General features: G+C 72.6%; 13 protein-coding genes. 6 read left to right on the plus strand and 7 right to left on the minus strand.

What is annotated here, in order from left to right; genetic code table 11:
- Nucleotides 1-8: 8 nt before the first annotated feature.
- Genes ACIQCJ_RS09685 through ACIQCJ_RS09695 form a run of 3 tightly spaced genes read right to left on the minus strand, consistent with a single transcriptional unit; the run spans nt 9 to nt 2,310 of the window.
- Complete coding sequence (locus tag ACIQCJ_RS09685) at nt 9-419, minus strand: RidA family protein (RefSeq protein WP_355347857.1); 411 nt, start codon at nt 417-419, stop codon at nt 9-11.
- On the minus strand, nt 416-1,240 hold the full coding sequence (locus ACIQCJ_RS09690) for an IclR family transcriptional regulator (RefSeq protein WP_402711104.1): 825 nt from the start codon (nt 1,238-1,240) through the stop codon (nt 416-418). Before ACIQCJ_RS09690 ends, ACIQCJ_RS09685 begins: the two co-directional genes overlap by 4 nt.
- Nucleotides 1,237-2,310, minus strand: coding sequence for a sugar kinase (locus ACIQCJ_RS09695; RefSeq protein ID WP_402711105.1), 1,074 nt, complete (start codon nt 2,308-2,310; stop codon nt 1,237-1,239). The genes ACIQCJ_RS09690 and ACIQCJ_RS09695 overlap by 4 nt, the downstream gene beginning before the upstream one ends.
- Before the next feature lie 147 nt (nt 2,311-2,457).
- Here ACIQCJ_RS09695 and ACIQCJ_RS09700 point away from each other — a divergent pair, with 147 nt between their 5' ends.
- Together ACIQCJ_RS09700 and ACIQCJ_RS09705 are read left to right on the plus strand one after the other, a co-directional pair.
- The gene (locus tag ACIQCJ_RS09700; protein ID WP_402711106.1) at nt 2,458-3,822 is read left to right on the plus strand and encodes an alanine racemase; all 1,365 of its coding nucleotides are present in this window, start codon (nt 2,458-2,460) and stop codon (nt 3,820-3,822) included.
- A 439-nt stretch (nt 3,823-4,261) separates the two neighbouring features.
- The gene (locus ACIQCJ_RS09705; protein WP_402711107.1) at nt 4,262-5,866 is read left to right on the plus strand and encodes an amidohydrolase family protein; all 1,605 of its coding nucleotides are present in this window, start codon (nt 4,262-4,264) and stop codon (nt 5,864-5,866) included.
- Here the strand turns inward: ACIQCJ_RS09705 and ACIQCJ_RS09710 are convergent.
- The gene (locus ACIQCJ_RS09710) at nt 5,769-8,030 is read right to left on the minus strand and encodes a P-loop NTPase fold protein (protein WP_402711108.1); all 2,262 of its coding nucleotides are present in this window, start codon (nt 8,028-8,030) and stop codon (nt 5,769-5,771) included. The two genes, ACIQCJ_RS09705 and ACIQCJ_RS09710, sit on opposite strands and share 98 nt — an antisense overlap.
- 91 nt (nt 8,031-8,121) lie before the next feature.
- On the opposite strand from ACIQCJ_RS09710, the gene ACIQCJ_RS09715 reads away from it, so the two are divergent.
- The gene (locus ACIQCJ_RS09715) at nt 8,122-9,336 is read left to right on the plus strand and encodes an aminotransferase class I/II-fold pyridoxal phosphate-dependent enzyme (protein WP_391127123.1); all 1,215 of its coding nucleotides are present in this window, start codon (nt 8,122-8,124) and stop codon (nt 9,334-9,336) included.
- A gap of 82 nt (nt 9,337-9,418) precedes the next feature.
- Here ACIQCJ_RS09715 and ACIQCJ_RS09720 read toward each other — a convergent pair whose 3' ends face one another.
- Nucleotides 9,419-11,239: a phosphoenolpyruvate carboxykinase (GTP) gene (locus ACIQCJ_RS09720; protein ID WP_355347836.1), complete on the minus strand. Its 1,821-nt coding sequence runs from the start codon at nt 11,237-11,239 to the stop codon at nt 9,419-9,421.
- 256 nt (nt 11,240-11,495) lie between these two features.
- On the opposite strand from ACIQCJ_RS09720, the gene ACIQCJ_RS09725 reads away from it, so the two are divergent.
- The 3 genes from ACIQCJ_RS09725 to ACIQCJ_RS09735 all read left to right on the plus strand — a co-directional run bounded on the left by ACIQCJ_RS09725 (nt 11,496) and on the right by ACIQCJ_RS09735 (nt 14,782).
- Nucleotides 11,496-12,194: a hemolysin III family protein gene (locus ACIQCJ_RS09725; protein ID WP_391049140.1), complete on the plus strand. Its 699-nt coding sequence runs from the start codon at nt 11,496-11,498 to the stop codon at nt 12,192-12,194.
- A 244-nt stretch (nt 12,195-12,438) separates the two neighbouring features.
- The gene (locus tag ACIQCJ_RS09730; RefSeq protein WP_402711109.1) at nt 12,439-14,157 is read left to right on the plus strand and encodes an MFS transporter; all 1,719 of its coding nucleotides are present in this window, start codon (nt 12,439-12,441) and stop codon (nt 14,155-14,157) included.
- 4 nt (nt 14,158-14,161) lie between these two features.
- A complete protein-coding gene (locus tag ACIQCJ_RS09735; RefSeq protein WP_401312881.1) occupies nt 14,162-14,782 on the plus strand; it encodes a TetR/AcrR family transcriptional regulator in 621 nt (206 codons plus the stop codon).
- Nucleotides 14,783-15,299: 517 nt separating this feature from the next.
- Here the strand turns inward: ACIQCJ_RS09735 and ACIQCJ_RS09740 are convergent.
- Entirely contained in the window at nt 15,300-17,351 is a 2,052-nt protein-coding gene (locus ACIQCJ_RS09740) for a thioredoxin domain-containing protein (RefSeq protein WP_402711110.1), read from the minus strand.
- 139 nt (nt 17,352-17,490) lie between these two features.
- Nucleotides 17,491-17,904 carry an arsenate reductase ArsC gene (locus ACIQCJ_RS09745; protein ID WP_402711111.1) on the minus strand — a complete coding sequence of 138 codons (414 nt, stop codon included), beginning with the start codon at nt 17,902-17,904 and terminating at the stop codon, nt 17,491-17,493.
- Nucleotides 17,905-18,017: the final 113 nt, after the last annotated feature.

The raw sequence follows: 18,017 nt of genomic DNA on the forward strand, positions 1-18,017 counted from the left end.
AGGAGCCGTCACCCCAGGACGGCCAGGGCGTCGATTTCGATCAGCAGGCCGGCGGGGAGGCCGACGTAGATGGTGGTGCGGGCGGCGGGGGGCTCGACGAGGGAGGCGAAGAACTCGTTGTAGATGGCGTTGAGTTCGGCGAAGTGGTCCGTGTCCGTGAGGTAGACGCGGATCATGATGACGTCTTCCCAGGTGGCACCGCCCGCTTCGAGGACGGCCTGGACGTTGGCGAGGGTCTGGAGGGTCTGCTCGCGCAGGCCGGGGCCCGCGGGCGTCGGGGGCTGGCCCTCGACGGCCGGGAGGAAGCCGACCTGGCCGGCGACCTGGAGGAGATTCCCCTTGCGGACGCCGTGCGAGAACTTGGCGGGCGGCGCCGTGTGGGTGGCCGGGACGATCGCGGTCTTCTGGCCGTTGCTCATGCGGAGTTGTCCTTCACTGAATCTGGTGCGGGTACAGACGCGGATACGGATACGGGTACGGGTACAGATGCGGGCGCGGGCGCGCTTCCCGACAGGTCGCGGCTGACGGCCTCGGCCGTCCGCAGCAACAGCGGTCGCAGGCGCAGCAGTTCGTCGGCGGGGACGACGACATTGGGGGCCGAGAGCGACATGGCGGCGCAGACCCGGCCGTCGGGACCGCGCAGGGGCGCGCCGACGCAGTTGATGGACTCCTCGTGGCCGCCGAGGTCGGTGGCCCAGCCCTGTTCGCGGACGCGGGCCAGTTCGGCGAGGAACGCGGCGGCGTCGGGCGTGGACTTCGCGGTGTAGCGGGGGTACTCCAACTGCTCGGCCACCGAGCGCCGTTCGGGCTCGGGCAGGTCGGCCAGGAGCAGTTTGGCGACGGCCGCGACCGTGATGGCGACCGGGCGGCCGATCCGGGAGTACATCCGTACCGGATAGCGGCTCTCGACCTTGTCGATGTAGACGACCTCGCCCTGCTCGTACACCGCGAGGTGCACGGTGTGGCCGGTGCGTTCGTTGAGCGCGGCGAGGTGGGGGTGGGCGATGCCGCGGATGTCGAGGGTCTCGATGGCCTGCTGGGCGAGGGCGAACAGGCGGGCGCCGAGCCGGTAGCGCTGGTCCTGCTGCCGGTAGACCAGGCCGTGTTCGTGCAGGGTCCGCAGCAGCCGCAGCGCGGTGGACTTGTGGACGTCGAGCCGGGTGGCGACCTGTTCGAGCCCCGCCGGGCCCTCGGCCAGCAGGGGCAGGATACTCAGCGCGCGGTCGACCGTCTGGCTCACCGCGGTCCCTCCTCCGTCGTCGTGGGCGCACGATCTCCGGACGCCGTCCACCCGGCGCCCAGCCGCAGTCTCCCCCATGCCGCGTCGTCCAGGGCGACCAGCGCGTCGGCGCGGGCGCGGCCGGGCGGCGTGCCGAGGTCGCCCGGCTCGGTCAGCGCGGCGGCGGCCAGCACATGGCCGTGCCTGACGCGGTCGCGTACGGGCAGGCCGCGCAGGGCCGCCGACAGGTACCCGGCGGCGAAGGCGTCGCCCGCGCCGACGTGCGCGACGACGTCGACCGCGAGGGCGGGGACGTGACGGCGTTCGTCGCCGTCGAAGACGGTCGCGCCCTCCTCGCCCTGCTTGACCACCAGCGTCCGCGGCTCGGGCAGCGCGGCCCGTACCGCGGCCGCGTCCGGCAGCCCCCAGGCGGCCTGCGCCTCGTCCTCGCCGACGAAGACGAGGTCGCAGCCGCGGGCGAGGTCGAGCGTGCGCCGGGGGTCGGCGTCGCGCCACAGCGCCGGGCGGTGGTTGACGTCGAAGGAGACCAGCGGGCGTCCCGGCGCGCGGCGGGTGAGGCCGCGCATCAGCTCCGCGCAGGTCGCGGAGATCGCGGCGGTGATGCCGGTGAGGTGCAGCACCCGGCCGCTCCACGCGTCGGCGCGGGCGACGAGGTCGGGGGCGAGCGCGGAGGCGGCGGAACCGGCCCGGTAGTAGACGACCTCGGCCCGGTCGGCGGGGGCGTCCGTACCGACGGCGCGCTCACCCGCCGTACGGAAGTACACGCCGGTGGGGCGGTGCGGGTCGCGCTGTACGGCGCTGACGTCGACCCCGGCCGCGGCGATCGTCTCCACCAGGTGGTCGCCGAAGCCGTCGGCGCCGACGCGGCTGATCCAGCGGGCGCGGTGGCCGGTGCGGGCCAGGGTGCAGGCCACGTTGGACTCGGCGCCGCCGATCGCGCGGTGGAAGGCGGGCACGTCGGCGAGGCGGCCGGGGCGGGAGGGGACGAAGGTGACCATGGACTCGCCGAGGCAGACGACGTCGAAGTCGGCGGCGCCGGGGGCGGCGCTCGGGCTCGTCGGTACGGTCACGGCGGTCACTCACTTCTGCGGGCCGCGGCGGGAGCGGCGGTGGCCTGGTGGGCAGGAGCACCGTTGACCAGGCACTCGCGGGGATGTTAGACAGCTTGCATCACTGTATGCAACGGCCGTTGCATATGTTGCAACTCGGGAGGTTCGATGACGGAGGACGTGGGCGGACACGCGGGCGGGGCCGGGGCCGGGGTCGGCACGGGAGCCGGTGCCGGAGCCGGTGCCGGTGCCGAGCGGGTGGCGGCGCTGGCGGCCGGGCTGCGCGAGGAGCGGGTCGACCACCGTTTCAAGGGGCTGCCGCCGGACGCCGAGGGGCTGACCGTCGGCGAGCTGGCCGACCAGCGCCGCGGCCTCTTCGACGGCGGCTTCACCACGCCCGTCCTCGTCCTGTCCCAGGCCGCCCTCGCGCACAACCTCGACCTCCTGGAGCGGTACACCGCCCAACACGGCCTGTCCTTCGCCCCGCACGGCAAGACGTCCATGGCCCCGCAGCTCTTCGCCGACCAACTCGCGCGCGGCGCCTGGGGGATCACCGTCGCCGTACCCCACCAGGCGCGCGTGTGCCGGGCGTTCGGGGTGCCGCGGATCTTCATCGCCAACGAGGTCGTCGACCCGGTGGCGCTGCGCTGGATCGGCGGTCAGCTCGACGCCGACCCCGGCCTCACCGTCGTCACGTACGTCGACTCCGTGCGCGGTGTCGAGCTGATGGACGCGGCGCTGCGGGACGCCGGGACGCGGCGGCGGCTGGACGTCGTGGTCGAGCTCGCGGGCGGCGAGGGCGCCAGGACCGGTGTCAGGACCGAGGACGAGTGCGCGGCCGTCGCGGCGGCCGTCGCCGCGACCGGCACGCTGCGGCTGACCGGCGTCGCCGGGTACGAGGGCGAGGTGCCGGACGCCGACCCCGGGCGGGTACGTGCCTGGCTGCGGCGGCTGGTCGCGCTCGCCGGTGCCCTCGACGCCGACGGGCTCTTCGGGGACGCCGAGCAGATCGTGGTCAGCGCCGGGGGCTCCGCCTGGTTCGACCTCGTCGCGGAGGTCTTCGCGGACGTGCCCGCGATGTCCCGGCCGGTCCTGAAGCTGCTGCGCTCCGGGGCGTACGTCACGCACGACGACGACCACTACCGGCGGCGCACCCCGTTCAACCGGGTCCCGGACGAGGGCGCCCTCGAACCGGCCTTCCGGCTCTGGGCCCAGGTCGTCTCCCGGCCCTCGCCCACCCAGGCGTTCCTCAACGCCGGGAAGCGCGACGCGCCGTACGATCTCGGGCTGCCGTCCGTCCGGACGGTTCGCGGCGCCGACGCCGGTCCGCGTCCGGCGCCGGACGGGCTCACCGTCACCGCCCTGTCCGACCAGCACACCTGGCTGGCCGTGCCCGCCTCCGACCCCCTTGCCGTCGGCGACTGGGTCGCCCTCGGCCTCTCCCACCCCTGCACCACCTTCGACAAGTGGCCCCTCATCCCGGTCACCGCCCCCGACGCCACCGTCCCCGCCTACATCCGCACCTTCTTCTAACCCACCCGCCCCCCATGTCCTCAATCGCCGGACGGGCTGAAAGGGGGGGGTTGGCGCGTCCCGCGCCGGAAGCTGGGCCCGGACGGCCCGGACCGTCTGGCGCGGACGGCGCGGCGCGGACGCAGGCTTCGCCCCCCACCGGACGGGCTCGGCGGAGGCCGCCGGGATGGGCGGGAAGGCGGCTCGGGTCCGGACGGGACGACCGCCGGGTCCGAACCCTGGGCACGGGCGGCCGGTTGGGCGGGCGCGCCAGAAGCGCCGGACCAGCCCGTCCGGCGACCGAGGACGAAGCCCACCGCCAGCCGACCAGCGCGAAGCAACACACAGCCCGACCCGCGACCGACGACGCAACCCCCGCCAGCCGACCAGCCCGTCCGGCGATTGAGGACCAGGCCCGGCGGTGATGAGTGGCAACCGTGACGACATGAAAGGCCCCGCCATGGATCTCGTGTTCCGCGACGCTCGCGTCATCGACGGAACGGGGGCGGCGTCGTATGTGGCGGACGTGGGGCTGGCGGGGGGCCGGGTCGGGGAGATCCGGCGGAAGGACGGGGGGCGGCGGCTCACGGCGAGACGGGTGGTGGACGCGGAGGGTCTGGCGCTGGCGCCGGGGTTCATCGACATGCACGCGCACAGCGACCTGGCGCTGCTGCGGGACCCGTCGCACGAGGCGAAGGCGGCACAGGGCGTGACGCTGGAAGTCCTCGGCCAGGACGGCCTGTCGTACGCGCCGGTCGACGACCGGACGTTGGCGCAGGTGCGGGCCCAGATCGCGGGGTGGAACGGCGACGGCTCGGACGTGGAGTTCGACTGGCGGAGCGTCGGCGAGTACCTGGACCGGCTGGACCGGGGCATCGCGGTCAACGCCGCGTATCTGGTGCCGCAGGGCACGGTCCGGATGCTGGCGCTGGGCTGGGAGGACCGCCCGGCCACGGCGGCGGAGCTGGCACGGATGAAGGAGTTGGTCGCCGACGGCCTGGCCCAGGGCGCGGTGGGCCTGTCGTCGGGGCTGACGTACACACCGGGGATGTACGCGTCGGACGCCGAACTGACCGAGCTGTGCCGGGTGGTGGCGGCGTACGACGGCTACTACTGCCCGCACCACAGGTCGTACGGGGCGGGCGCACTGCGGGCGTACGAGGAGATGGTGGCGCTCACCGAACAGGCGGGCTGCGCCCTGCACTTGGCGCACGCCACGATGAACTTCCCGGAGAACGAGGGCCGCGCCCCCGAACTGCTGGCGCTGCTGGACGCGGCCCTGGCCGCAGGCGCGGACATCTCGCTGGACAGCTACCCCTACCTCCCCGGCTCCACAACCCTCGTGGCGATGCTGCCCAGTTGGGCCACCGAGGGCGGCCCCGAGGCGACGCTGGCCCGGCTGCGCGACGACGCGACGGCGGCGCGCATCCGCCGGGTGATGGAGGTGGACGGCGCCGACGGCAGCCACGGCGTCCCCGTCGACTGGTCGGTGATCGAGGTCGCCGGGGTGCGCGAGCGCTCGCTGGCCGCCCATGTCGGGCGCAGGATCGCGGACTTCGCGACCGCCCGGCGGCTCCTGCTGGAGGACCGGCTCGCCACCACGATCCTCCAGCACGTCGGCCACGAGGAGAACGTCCGGGCCATCATGCGGCACCGCGTGCACACCGGCGGCTCCGACGGCATCCTGCGCGGCGACAAGCCGCACCCGCGCGCGTACGGCACCTTCCCCGAGTATCTGGGCCGCTACGTCAGGGAGTTGGGGGTGCTGCCCCTTGAGGAGTGCGTGGCCCATCTGACCGGCAGGCCCGCCGCCCGGCTGCGGCTGCCCGATCGCGGCCTGGTCCGCGAGGGCTACCGCGCCGACCTGGTCCTGTTCGACCCGGCCACCGTCGCGGCCGGTTCCACGTACGACCGCCCCCGCACCCTGCCCACCGGTGTCCCGTACGTCCTGATCGACGGCCGGTTCGTCATCGAGGACGCCCGTCGGACGGACGTGCTGGCGGGACGCTCGGTGCGGCGGACCGAGGCGCGGCGAACGGCTGGTCGGCGAACGGCCCGGGGATGAGGCCCCCTGGGGCGAGAGTCCCTGAGGTGAGGGTCTCGGCGATCGCCGGTACGGCGGTCAGGTCGTCGGTGATGACCGCCTCCAACGCCCCGGCGGCGGCCCGGTCGTTGGGCGTGATCCGCCCGGAGTAGAAGATCACCGGACCCGCGTAGCCGCGTGACCTCACACCGCGTACCAGCGCGAAGCCCTTGGCGGGCTCGTCCGCGAAGCCCGCGTGGCAGAGCAGCAGGGCGGGGCGGTGTTCGGCGAAGATCTGGACGAGTTCGGCTTCCGTGTCGGCGGGGAGCACGGCGGAGCTCACCGTCAGCAACTGGGCGATGGCACGGCCTCTGCCCCGCGCGAAGCCCGCCGCCACCGCGAGCGCGAACGTACGCTCCGGCGTCCCGGCCGGGTAGCCGGAACCCTGTTGCGGCGCGTGCCAGGCCGGTGCGTCGGCGCCGTATCCGGCCAGTTCCGGGTCGTCGAGCGCGGGGCTCACCGACTGCGGCCGCTCCAGCGGATCCGGCTCGTACGGCGACCCGTCACCGCGCGGGTAGCCGTACCCCGGCACGTACCCCTGCACGGGCCCCTGCCCGTACCCCTGCACGGGCCCCGGGTACGGCGGCGTGCCGACCCCCGTATCGCCGTAGTCGACCGACGATCCGCTCGGCCCCGGTGACGCCACCGGGTCCCCGGCCGGTTCCGGCCCGGCCGCGGGCTGCGGCGCGCTCTCCCACGGACCGGCCAGCGGCGGATACGGCGCCGCCTCGCCGTCCTCGGTGCCCTGCCGCAGCCGTCGCAGCACCAGTTCGGACTCGGGCAGCGCCACCAGGTCCTCGACCAGGGAGACGAAGGCGGGGTCGCCCGCCAGGTCGGGGAAGCCGACCGGGAGCTGGGCTTCGAGGTCGGCGAGGACCGTGCCGTGGTCCTCGTGCCCGTGCAGCGGCGGCAGGGAGTGGGCGCGCAGGAAGTCGGCGACCATCGGACGGTCGGGGTCGGCGAGCGGCGCCGGGGACCACAGGCGGGTGCGGACCCGGCGGTAGGTGCGGAATTCGCGCACCACGTCGGCGTCGTCCCCGGGCCCGGCGGGCGCCGTCATCATGCGGTGGAAGTCGGGATAGAGGTACTGGAGCAGCAGGGTGCGGATGACGGCCTCGGGGCGGATGCCCGCCCAGACCGGGTTGAGGCTCGCCTCCAACAGCAGGCCGTTGAGCAGGCGTTTGACCCGGCGCGGGTTGCGGGCGGCGCGGTAGGCGAGGAGTTCGACCAGGTGCGGGTCCAACAGGTGGTCGATACCTGCCAGTTCGGCGCAGGAGCGGACGTACGCCTGGATCTCCCGGCCGCTGGGCGCGGGGATGCGGTAGCTGGTCTGGAAGATCTTCTCCACGAAGGCGGCCCCGGCGGGCGAGAGATCGGGCAGCAGTCCGCCGGGGCCGATCGCGGCGCGGTCGCAGCCGATGACGAAGGCGAGGCCCGGCACGTCGAGGTAGACCTTCACGGCCTCGCAGACGGCGAGGAAGGTCTGCTCCGAGCAGCGGTCGAGGTCGTCGATGAAGATGACGAGGAGTTTGCCGCCGGGCGCGGAGCCGCGCGTCGCGGTCCACTCGCCGACCATGTCGCGCAGCGCGTCCCGCATGCCGTTGCGGGCGCCCGCGTCGATCGACAGGCGCTTCCACAGCTCGTCGACCATGCCCGCCACGCCGAGCGGCCCGGCGGCGACGACGGTCAGCGCCCGTAACAGGCCCATCAGGGCGCCGCCCGCCCTGATCCGGCGCAGGGCGCGCCGCAGGATGCTGGGGTCGACCTGGTTGAGCACCGATTTGATGAGCCCTTCGAGGGCGTCGCCGCCGGTCGAGGTCCAGGCGTTGTACCAGACGGTGTGCACGTCGGGGAACCGCTGGAGCCGTACGTCGACCAGCCGCATCAGGCTGCTCTTGCCCATCCCCCATCCGGCGTCCACCGCGAGGGTGAAGGGCGTGGCGTCGCGCGAGGCCACCAGCAGTCCGGTGAGCTGCGCCGCGGCCCGGTTGGCGCCGAGCAGGTCGCGCGTCTCGTCGGCCACGGGTTCGTCGTTGAGCAGAGCGAACGCGGGCGGGGTCACCGGCGGGTACGAGGACCCGTACGGGAATGCGTACGGCGTCGCGTACGGCGACATGGGCGGCGGTCCGGCCGCTGGGGAGGACACCGTCCAAGTCTGGCAGCCGCGCCCCCGGGTCCGCCGGTGCGTGGCGGAAAACACCGAGCGGTCCGCGTGACGTGGCCGTAAGGTGACCGGCATGCAGGTGATCCAGTCCACGAAGCTCGCCAACGTCTGCTACGACATCCGGGGCCCGGTCCTCGAAGAGGCCATGCGGCTTCAGGCGGCGGGTCACCGCATCCTGGAGCTGAACACCGGGAATCCGGCGCCGTTCGGGTTCGAGTGCCCGCCGGAGATCCTGGAGGACATGCTCAGGTCGCTGGGGACGGCGCACGGGTATGTGAACTCCAAGGGCATCCTCCCGGCGCGCCGCGCGGTGATGCAGCACTACCAGACCAAGGGCATCGACCTGGACGTCGAGGACGTCTACCTCGGCAACGGGGTGTCGGAGCTGATCCAGATGTCGATGCAGGCGCTGCTCGACGACGGTGACGAGGTGCTGGTGCCCGCGCCGGACTACCCGCTGTGGACGGCGTCGGTCTCGCTGTCCGGCGGCACGGCCGTGCACTACCGCTGCGACGAGCAGGCGGAATGGCAGCCGGACCTCGCCGACATCGAGCGGAAGATCACCGACCGCACCAAGGCGATCGTGATCATCAACCCGAACAACCCGACCGGCGCCGTGTACGACGACGAGATGCTGCGCGGCATCGCCGAGATCGCCCGCAGGCACCGGCTGATCGTCTGCGCCGACGAGATCTACGACAAGATCCTGTACGACGACGCGACGCACACCCCCTTCGCCGCCATCGCCCCCGACCTGATGACCCTGACCTTCAACGGTCTGTCGAAGGCGTACCGGGTGGCGGGCTTCCGCAGCGGCTGGCTCGCGGTCTGCGGCCCCAAGGACCACGCGACCAGCTACATCGAGGGTCTGACGATCCTGGCGAACATGCGGCTGTGCGCGAATGTGCCCGCGCAGCACGCCATCGCCACCGCCCTCGGCGGGCGCCAGTCCATCAAGGACCTCGTCCTGCCCGGCGGCCGGCTGACCGAGCAGCGCGACGCGGCGTACGCGGCCCTGACCGCCATCCCCGGCGTCACCTGCGTGAAGCCCAAGGGCGCCCTCTACGCCTTCCCGCGCCTCGACCCCAAGGTGCACAAGATCAAGGACGACCAGCAGATGGTCCTCGACCTCCTGCGGGCCGAGCGCATCCTCGTCGTCCAGGGCACCGGCTTCAACTGGCCCGACCCCGACCACTTCCGCCTCGTCACCCTCCCCGCCAAGGAGGACCTGACGGACGCGGTCACCCGCATCGGCGACTTCCTGGGCGGCTACAGCCAGGTGCCGTAAGAGGTACGGCGTCCGGGAGGGGTACGGCGAAGGAGCGCGGGAGGTCACCGCGAAGGGGCGCGGGCGATCCGCGCCCCCCACGTCAGCCCAGGCGCGCCACCAGGGACTCGTACTCGTCCCACAGCTCGCGCGGGGTGTGGGTGCCGAAGGTTTCGAGGTGGGCGGGGATGAGGGCGGCTTCCTCTTTCCAGACCTCGCGGTCGACGGACAGCAGCAGGTCGAGGTCGTCCTGGGAGATGTCGAGCCCCTCGGTGTCGAGGTCGCCGGGGGCCGGCAGGATGCCGATCGGGGTCTCGACGCCCTTGGCCTCGCCGTTGAGGCGTTCGACGATCCACTTCAGGACCCGGCTGTTCTCGCCGAAGCCCGGCCAGACGAAGCGCCCGGCGGCGTCCTTGCGGAACCAGTTGACGTAGTAGATCTTCGGCAGCTTGGCGGCGTCGTGCGTCTTGCCGAGCGAGACCCAGTGGCCGAAGTAGTCGCCCATGTTGTAGCCGCAGAACGGCAGCATCGCGAAGGGGTCGCGGCGCAGTTCGCCGACCTTGCCCTCGGCGGCGGCGGTCTTCTCGCTGGCGACGTTGGCGCCGAGGAAGACGCCGTGCTGCCAGTCGAAGGACTCGGTGACCAGCGGTACGGCCGAGGCGCGGCGTCCGCCGAAGAGGATCGCGGAGATCGGGACGCCGCGCGGGTCCTCCCACTCGGGCGCGATGATCGGGCACTGCGCGGCGGGGACGGTGAAGCGGGCGTTGGGGTGGGCGGCGGGCGTGCCGGACTGCGGCGTCCAGTCCTGGCCCTTCCAGTCCGTGAGGTGCGCGGGCGGCTCCTCGGTCATGCCCTCCCACCACACGTCGCCGTCGTCGGTGAGGGCGACATTGGTGAAGACGGAGTTGCCGTACATCGTCTTCATCGCGTTGGAGTTGGTGTGCTCTCCGGTGCCGGGCGCCACGCCGAAGAAACCGGCCTCGGGGTTGATGGCGTACAGGCGGCCGTCCTCGCCGAAGCGCATCCAGGCGATGTCGTCGCCGATGGTCTCGACGGTCCAGCCGGGGACGGTGGGCTCCAGCATCGCGAGGTTGGTCTTGCCGCAGGCCGAGGGGAACGCGGCGGCGACGTACTTGACGGCCTCGGGTCCCCCCTTGGGCGGGGTGAGCTTGAGGATCAGCATGTGCTCGGCGAGCCAGCCCTCGTCGCGGGCCATGACGGAGGCGATGCGCAGCGCGTAGCACTTCTTGCCGAGCAGGGCGTTGCCGCCGTAGCCGGAGCCGTAGGACCAGATCTCGCGGCTCTCCGGGAAGTGCGAGATGTACTTGGTGGTGTTGCACGGCCACGGCACGTCGGCCTGGCCCTCTTCGAGCGGGGCGCCCAGGGTGTGCACGGCCTTGACGAAGAAGCCGTCGGTGCCCAGTTCGTCCAGCACGGCCTGACCCATCCGGGTCATCGTGCGCATGGAGACGGCGACGTACGCGGAGTCGGTGATCTCCACGCCGATGGCGGACAGCGGTGAGCCGACCGGGCCCATGCAGAAGGGCACGACGTACATCGTGCGGCCCTTCATCGAGCCGCGGAAGACGCCCTTGTCGCCGGTGAAGATCTCCCGCATCTCGGCGGGGGCCTTCCAGTGGTTGGTCGGGCCCGCGTCCGCCTCGTTCTCCGAGCAGATGAAGGTCCGGTCCTCGACCCGCGCCACGTCCGAGGGGTCGGAGGCCGCGTAGTACGAGTTGGGGCGCAGGGTCGGGTCGAGCTTGGTGAAGGTGCCCTTGGCGACGAGTTCTCCGGCCAGGCGGTGGTACTCCGCCTCCGAGCCGTCGCACCACACGATCTCGTCGGGCTGGGTGAGTTCGGCGATCTCGCCGACCCAGCGGGTCAGTTCCTGATGGTTGGTGGGAGCCGCAATACCGCGCGCCACGATCGCTCCGTCCCGCCGGGTCCGCACAGAACCGGCGTCACAAATTGAGGGTTTGGTTCTCGGCCCCTTGGGGGCTGCGGCCCGGACGCGTTCGTGGAGTGCTCATCCGGTACCGACCGCACTCATATGAGTGTGGGCCCCGTCAAATGATTCTGTCCAGGGCGCCGCGAGTGAGCATCACCACTCCGGGAGTGTCCCGCGCCACCTTTGAATCTACTAACAGGTAACTTACGCGACCGTAGGTAGGATTGACGGCATGGCCCTTGGCAACGACACTTCAGAGGTGCTCCCCACCGTCGACGGCGTCGACTTGCCGATCCCCGTGAAACCCAAGCTCAGAGGGTGGTTGCACGCGGGGATGTTCCCCGCCGTGCTCGTCTCGGGAGTCGTGCTCACCGCCTTCGCCCAGAGCACCAGGGGACGGATCGCCTGCGGCGTCTTCACCGTGACCGCGTGCGCGCTGTTCGGCGTGAGCGCGCTCTACCACCGGGGCAACTGGGGCCCTCGGGGCGAAGCGATTTTGCGACGACTTGACCATGCGAACATCTTCCTGATCATCGCGGGCACGTACACGCCGCTGGCGATCCTGCTGCTGCCGGGCGACACCTCGAAGGCGCTGCTGTGGGTCGTCTGGGCGGGCGCGCTCGCCGGAATCGCCTTCCGCGTCTTCTGGGTCGGCGCCCCGCGCTGGCTCTACACCCCGTGCTACATCGCGCTCGGCTGGGTCGCGGTCTTCTTCCTGCCGGACTTCCTGCGCACCGGCGGCGTGGCCGTCATGGTCTGCGTCATCGTCGGCGGCCTGCTCTACAGCGGCGGTGCCGTCGTCTACGGCTTCAAGCGGCCGAATCCGTCACCGCGTTGGTTCGGCTTCCACGAGGTCTTCCACTCCTTCACGCTGGTCGCCTTCATCGTCCACTACGTCGGCATCTCGCTGGTCGCCTACCAGCACGCGTAATCCGCCGGGCCGCAGCCGCCCGCCCCTTCACCCACCCGCGCCCGTCCCCACGGGGGCGGGTTTTTTCGTACGCCCGCACGTCGGCGCGCGCCCGCGGGTGAGTGAGGGCGCGTACGCCGGTGCGTACGCGTACGTCGACACCCATCCGCGGACGCGCCCGCCCGCACGGGTTCCCATGCGGCGATCTGACAGCTACTCTTTTTTAGGAGTCACTCTCATTTGACACAGACCTTCAGGAGCCGTCATGGCAACCTCTTCCTCCCCGGCCCCGTCCCCGGCGGACGCGCAAGCCCCGCCGCAGGCGGACCCGCGGCGCTGGCTGGCGCTGCTCGCGATCATCGCCAGCGTCCTCGTCCTCAGCTTCGACACGACGATCCTCAACGTGGCGCTGCCGACGATGTCCGCGCAGATCGGTGCCGACACCGGCGACATGCAGTGGATCGTGGACTCGTACACCGTCGTCTTCGCCGCCGCGATGCTCCCGGCGGGCCTGCTGGGCGACCGGTTCGGACGGCGCCGGATGCTGGTCACGGGCCTCGTCGTGTTCCTGGCCGGATCGATGCTCGGCGTGCTGGCGCACAGCCCGGGACCGGTGATCGCCGCCCGTACGGTGATGGGCGTCGGCGGGGCCTTCATCATGCCGCTGGCGCTGTCGGTGCTGCCGTCGATGTTCAGCGGGCAGGAGCGCTCGCGGGCGGTCGCGATCGTGTCCACCGCGATGGCGCTCGGCATGCCGCTCGGCCCGATCATCGGCGGCACGCTGCTCGAACACTTCTGGTGGGGCTCGGTCTTCCTGATCAACATCCCGCTGGTCGGCCTGAGCGTCGTCGCCTGCATGACGCTGCTGCCCGAGACCCGCGACCCCGCCGCGCCCCGGGTGGACGTCCCCAGCACGGTGTTCGCCGCCGGGGGCCTCGGCGCCCTGGTCTTCGGAATCATCGAGGCGCCCGACCGGGGCTGGGGCGACCCGCTGGTGCTGCTGGTGCTGTTCGGCGGGGTCGCGCTGATCGCCGGGCTGGTGCTGCGCGAGCGCGGGGTGAGCAGGCCGATGCTCGACCTGACCCTGCTGCGGCAGCGCGGTTTCGTGTGGAACGCGGTCGCCGCCACCCTGGTCACCTTCATCCTCACCGGGCTGCTCTTCGTCCTGCCGTCCTACCTCCAGACCTCCCTGGGCTACGACGCGTTCGGCACCGGTCTGCGGCTGCTGCCGATGATGGGCGGGCTGATGTTCGCCGCCCGCGCGGGCTCCCCGCTGGTCAAGCGGTTCGGCCCGCGGCCGGTGATCGTCGGCGGACTCGCCGTCCTGGCGGGCGCGGCCTTCCTCGGCAGCACCACGCGCGTCGGTGACGGTTACGGCGTCACCGCCCTGTGGCTGTCGATCGCCGGGCTCGGCTTCGGCCTCGCCATCGTGCCCGCCATGGACAGCGCGCTCGGCGCGCTCCCCCGCGAGCGCGCGGGCAGCGGCTCGGGACTGCTCCAGACGCTGCGGCAGACCGGCGGCGCGATCGGCGTCGCCATCCTCGGCAGCGTTCTCGCCGCCGGGTACACCGGACGGCTGGACACCAGCGGCCTGTCCTCGGCCGCCGCGCACACCGCCAAGGACTCCGTCGTCGGCGCCCACGCCGTCGCCGCCTCCCTGGGCGACCGCGCGCTGGCCACCGCAGCCGACGCCGCGTACCTGCACGGCATGAGCGTCGTCCTCACCGTCTGCGGTGTCGCGTCCCTGGTGGCCGCCGCGCTGGTGGCGGCCTTCCTGCCGAATCCGCGCACCGGGAAAGCGACGGACGGGGGCGCGGCCGACCGGGGCGCGAAGGGGTCCGAGTCCGGGTCCGGGTCCGGGTCCGGGTCCGGAGCCGGGAGCGACACCGCGCCCGGCATCGTGACCGGCTCCGTGACCGCCTCCGACACCCGCGCCGGGGCATCGCTGCCCGTGGCAGAACGCACCACGGATGCCGGACAATGAGGCCATGTCCCCTCGCTCCAGCGGCATCATCCCGGCGAAGACCGGTCTGCGCGAACGCAAGAAGGCCCAGACCCGCCAGGCCATCCGCGCCGCCGCCTACCGGCTCTTCGCCGAGCAGGGGTACGACGCCACCCCCGTCGACCAGATCGCGGCCGAGGCGGACGTCTCGCCGAGCACCGTCTTCCGGTACTTCCCCACCAAGGAGGACATCGTCCTCACGGACGAGTACGACGCGGGCATGGCCGAGATGCTGCGGTCCCGGCCCGCCGAGGAGTCACCGCTGACGGCGCTGGAAATGGTCATGCACGAATCGCTCAGCCTGCTGCTCCAGGACCCCGAGGGCCAGGCCGAGATGGTTCAGCGCGAGGAACTGGTCCGCGACGTCCCCGCCATCCGCTCCCGCTCCCACGAAACCATGTCGGAGACCGGTCGGCTGCTCGGCGGCATCATCGCCGAGCGGTCCGGCCGCTCGGCCGACGACCTCGAAGTACGCGTCTTCACCGCCGCCGTCTTCAGCGTCATCCACGAGACGACGATGTACTGGGTCGAACAGGGCCGCACCGAAGACCTCCTCCCCCTCCTCGACCGAGCCCTCGGCCTGCTGCGCGGTGGCCTGGAGTTCTGACCCCGCGCGCCTCCCCCGGCACCAAGCCCCCAGCCCCCACCCCCGGTGACCCGGCCACCCCCGATCCGCCCCGCCGGGACGGCCGGTGACCCGCGGGAGCGTCGTGGCTGAGCGCGCCCACGCGGCAGCAGCCGCAGATCAAACACAGTCCCGCGCCCCTAAAAAGATCGGCTCGCCGCCCGGGCGAAAGACGGTGCGCCCCGTCAGGGGCGCTGGGGGCACCTCCCGGCCGAAGGCTGGGGGAGGAACTGCGCGAGCAACCCACCACCGGCCGGTGGTCCCGGAACAACCGAACCGCCCCGCCGGGACGGGGCGGTGACCGCTCGCCGCCCGGACGAAAGACAGTGCGCCCCGTCAGGGGCGCTGGGGGCACCTCCCGGCCGAAGGCTGGGGGAGGAACTGCGCGAGCAACCCACCACCGGCCGGTGGTCCGGGAACAACCGATCCGCCCCGCCGGGACGGCCGGTGACCTGCGGGAGCGTCGTGGCTGAGCGCGCACCCCCCGCAGGGGGACCGGCTAGCTCGGGCGGGGTCCGGTCCACACGTCGGAGCGGAGCTGCGAGCGCAGGGTGCGGGCGTCGGACGTCGGCGCGTCGCAGACGAAGTTGCGGCAGACGTACGCGGCGGCCTGCCCGGCGCGCGTCGGCCGGGCGTGCAGCAGCGGGAATTCCGTACTGCCCTCCTCGCCGACCGCGACCACGGCGCCGGGCGCGGCGCCGAGCAGCGCGGTGAGGTGGAGTTCGTCGGTCAGGGGATCGCCGACCGCGCCGACTACGGCGACCTCGCGCGGCCCGTCGAGCGCGGCCTCGGCGACGGCCAGACCCCAGCCGACGAACCGCGGCGCGCGGGAGGCGAGCGCGCCGACGACACCCAACGCCCTTTCCGCGGCGGTGCGGTGGGCGTCGGAGCCGGTGTGGGCGGCGTACGTGAGCAGCGCACCTGCGGCGGCCGTCCAGCCGGACGGCGTCGCGTTGTCGGTGGGGTCCTGCGGGCGGCGGATCAGGGTCTCGGCGTCGTCGGCGGTGTCGTACAGCCCGCCGTCGTCCGCGGTGAAGTGGACGATGACGGAGTCGAGCAGCAGCCCGGCGAAGTCCAGCCAGACGCCCTCGCCGGTCACCGACGCGAGCGCCAGGAAGCCCTCGGCGACGTCGCCGTAGTCCTCCAGCACACCGTCGTTGGCCCCGGCGACGCCGTCGCGCGAGGTGCGCGAGAGCCGTCCGCGCTCGTCCATGTGGACGCGTACGAGCAGGTCGGCGGCGTCGACCGCGGCCTGTACGAGGTCGGGCCTGTCGAAGTAGGCGCCGGTCTCGGCGAGCGCGGCGATGGCCAGGCCGTTCCAGGCGGCGACCACCTTGTCGTCACGCCCCGGACGGGGGCGCGACGCGCGGGCGGTGAGCAGCCGTTCGCGTACGGAGGCGACCCGGTCGGCGTCCACCACACCGTTGCCCTGCGGGAGTTGGAGTACGGAGGCGCCCTCCTCGAAGGTGCCCTCCTCGGTGACGCCGAAGTAGCCCGCCGCGAACTCCCCGTCGGCCGCGCCCAGTACCTCGGTGAGCTGCGCGGGCGTCCACGCGTAGTAGGCGCCCTCGGCGTGCTTGCCGGTGCCGTCGTCGCTGTCGGCGTCCAGCGCGGACGCGAACCCGCCCTCGTCCGTGGCCAGTTCGGCGATCATGAAGTCCGCGGTCTCCAGTGCGACGCGGCGCGCGAAGTCGGAGCCGGTGGCCCGCCACAGGTGCGCGTACACGCGGGTGAGCAGCGCATTATCATAAAGCATTTTTTCGAAGTGCGGCACGCTCCACGTGCGGTCGACCGCGTACCGGGCGAAGCCGCCGCCGAGTTGGTCGTAGATCCCGCCGCGCGCCATCGCCTCGCAGGTGTCGCGGGCCATCTGCAACGCGCCCTCGGCGCCGGTCCGCGCGTGGTGCCGCAGCAGGAACTCCAGCGCCATGGACGGCGGGAACTTCGGCGCCCCGCCGAACCCGCCGCGCCGCGCGTCGTATTCACGGGTCAGCCCGAGCAGCGCCGCCGACAGTTCGCCTTCACCCGGATGGACGGCCGCGCCGTACGCGTCGGCCCGCTCGGCCAGGTCCCGGACGATCCGCGTCGCGACATCCGCGACCTCCTCGCGCCGGTCCCGCCACGCCGCGACGACGCCCTCCAGCACGTCCCGGAAGCCGGGCATCCCCTGCCGCGCGGCCGGCGGAAAGTACGTACCGAAGTAGAACGGCTCACCCTCCGGCGTCAGAAACACCGTCATCGGCCAGCCGCCCTGGCCGGTGGCCGCCTGCACGGCCTCCATGTACACGGCGTCGACGTCCGGCCGCTCCTCGCGGTCCACCTTCACCGACACGAAGTGCTCATTGAGATACGCGGCCGTCACCTCGTCCTCGAAGGACTCGTGCGCCATCACATGGCACCAGTGGCACGCGCTGTACCCCACGCTCAGCAGCACCGGCACACCGCGCTTGCGCGCCTCCGCGAACGCCTCCGCCCCCCACGGCCACCAGTCCACGGGATTCGCGGCGTGCTGGAGAAGATAGGGCGAGGTCGCGTCAGCCAACCGGTTCACGCGGCCTAGCCTCTCACAAAGCAAGGCCCGCGAGACGATCGCGCGCGGCGGCGGGAGGCTGTCGTTCGGGCATCTCGACGCACCGGGCGGGAGCGGGAGCGGGACCGGTGGGGACGGGGTCCGACGGGGGGCGGGGCGGTCAAGGGGCCGGGGGTGGGGCGATCTCCTGGAGGAGGGTCCCGACCAGGGACTTGATCTCGTCGCGGATCGGTCGCACGGCTTCGACGCCCTGGCCGGCCGGGTCGTCGAGCTTCCAGTCGAGGTAGCGCTTGCCGGGGAAGACCGGGCAGGTGTCGCCGCAGCCCATCGTGACGCACACGTCGGACTCGCGTACCGCGTCCACGGTGAGGATCTTCGGGGCCTCGGCGGAGATGTCGATGCCGACCTCGGCCATGGCCCGGACGGCGGCCGGGTTGACGGCGGCGCCCGGGTCGGACCCGGCGGAGCGGACCTCGACGCGGTCCCCGGCCAGGTGGGTGAGCCACGCGGCGGCCATCTGCGAGCGGCCGGCGTTGTGGACGCAGACGAACAGGACGGAAGGCTTGTCGGACATGGGACTTCCCTGTTCCTTCCTCGGTTGAACGGCGTGATGGGACCGGCGTGATGGGACCGGCGTGGTGCCACGGGCGTGGTGCGACGGCTTGACGGGACGGATTCGCTGCGGCG

Origin of the sequence: Streptomyces sp. NPDC093221 (assembly GCF_044753885.1) — a bacterium.
Lineage (GTDB): Bacteria > Actinomycetota > Actinomycetes > Streptomycetales > Streptomycetaceae > Actinacidiphila.

Bases quoted from the DNA above. Each gene is read 5' to 3' on its own strand.
- ACIQCJ_RS09685 (WP_355347857.1), bottom strand. From the start codon at position 419: ATGAGCAACGGCCAGAAGACCGCGATCGTCCCGGCCACCCACACGGCG.
- ACIQCJ_RS09700 (WP_402711106.1), top strand. From the start codon at position 2,458: ATGACGGAGGACGTGGGCGGACACGCGGGCGGGGCCGGGGCCGGGGTC.
- ACIQCJ_RS09705 (WP_402711107.1), top strand. From the start codon at position 4,262: ATGGATCTCGTGTTCCGCGACGCTCGCGTCATCGACGGAACGGGGGCG.
- ACIQCJ_RS09715 (WP_391127123.1), top strand. From the start codon at position 8,122: ATGCAGGTGATCCAGTCCACGAAGCTCGCCAACGTCTGCTACGACATC.
- ACIQCJ_RS09725 (WP_391049140.1), top strand. From the start codon at position 11,496: ATGGCCCTTGGCAACGACACTTCAGAGGTGCTCCCCACCGTCGACGGC.
- ACIQCJ_RS09730 (WP_402711109.1), top strand. From the start codon at position 12,439: ATGGCAACCTCTTCCTCCCCGGCCCCGTCCCCGGCGGACGCGCAAGCC.
- ACIQCJ_RS09735 (WP_401312881.1), top strand. From the start codon at position 14,162: ATGTCCCCTCGCTCCAGCGGCATCATCCCGGCGAAGACCGGTCTGCGC.
- ACIQCJ_RS09745 (WP_402711111.1), bottom strand. From the start codon at position 17,904: ATGTCCGACAAGCCTTCCGTCCTGTTCGTCTGCGTCCACAACGCCGGC.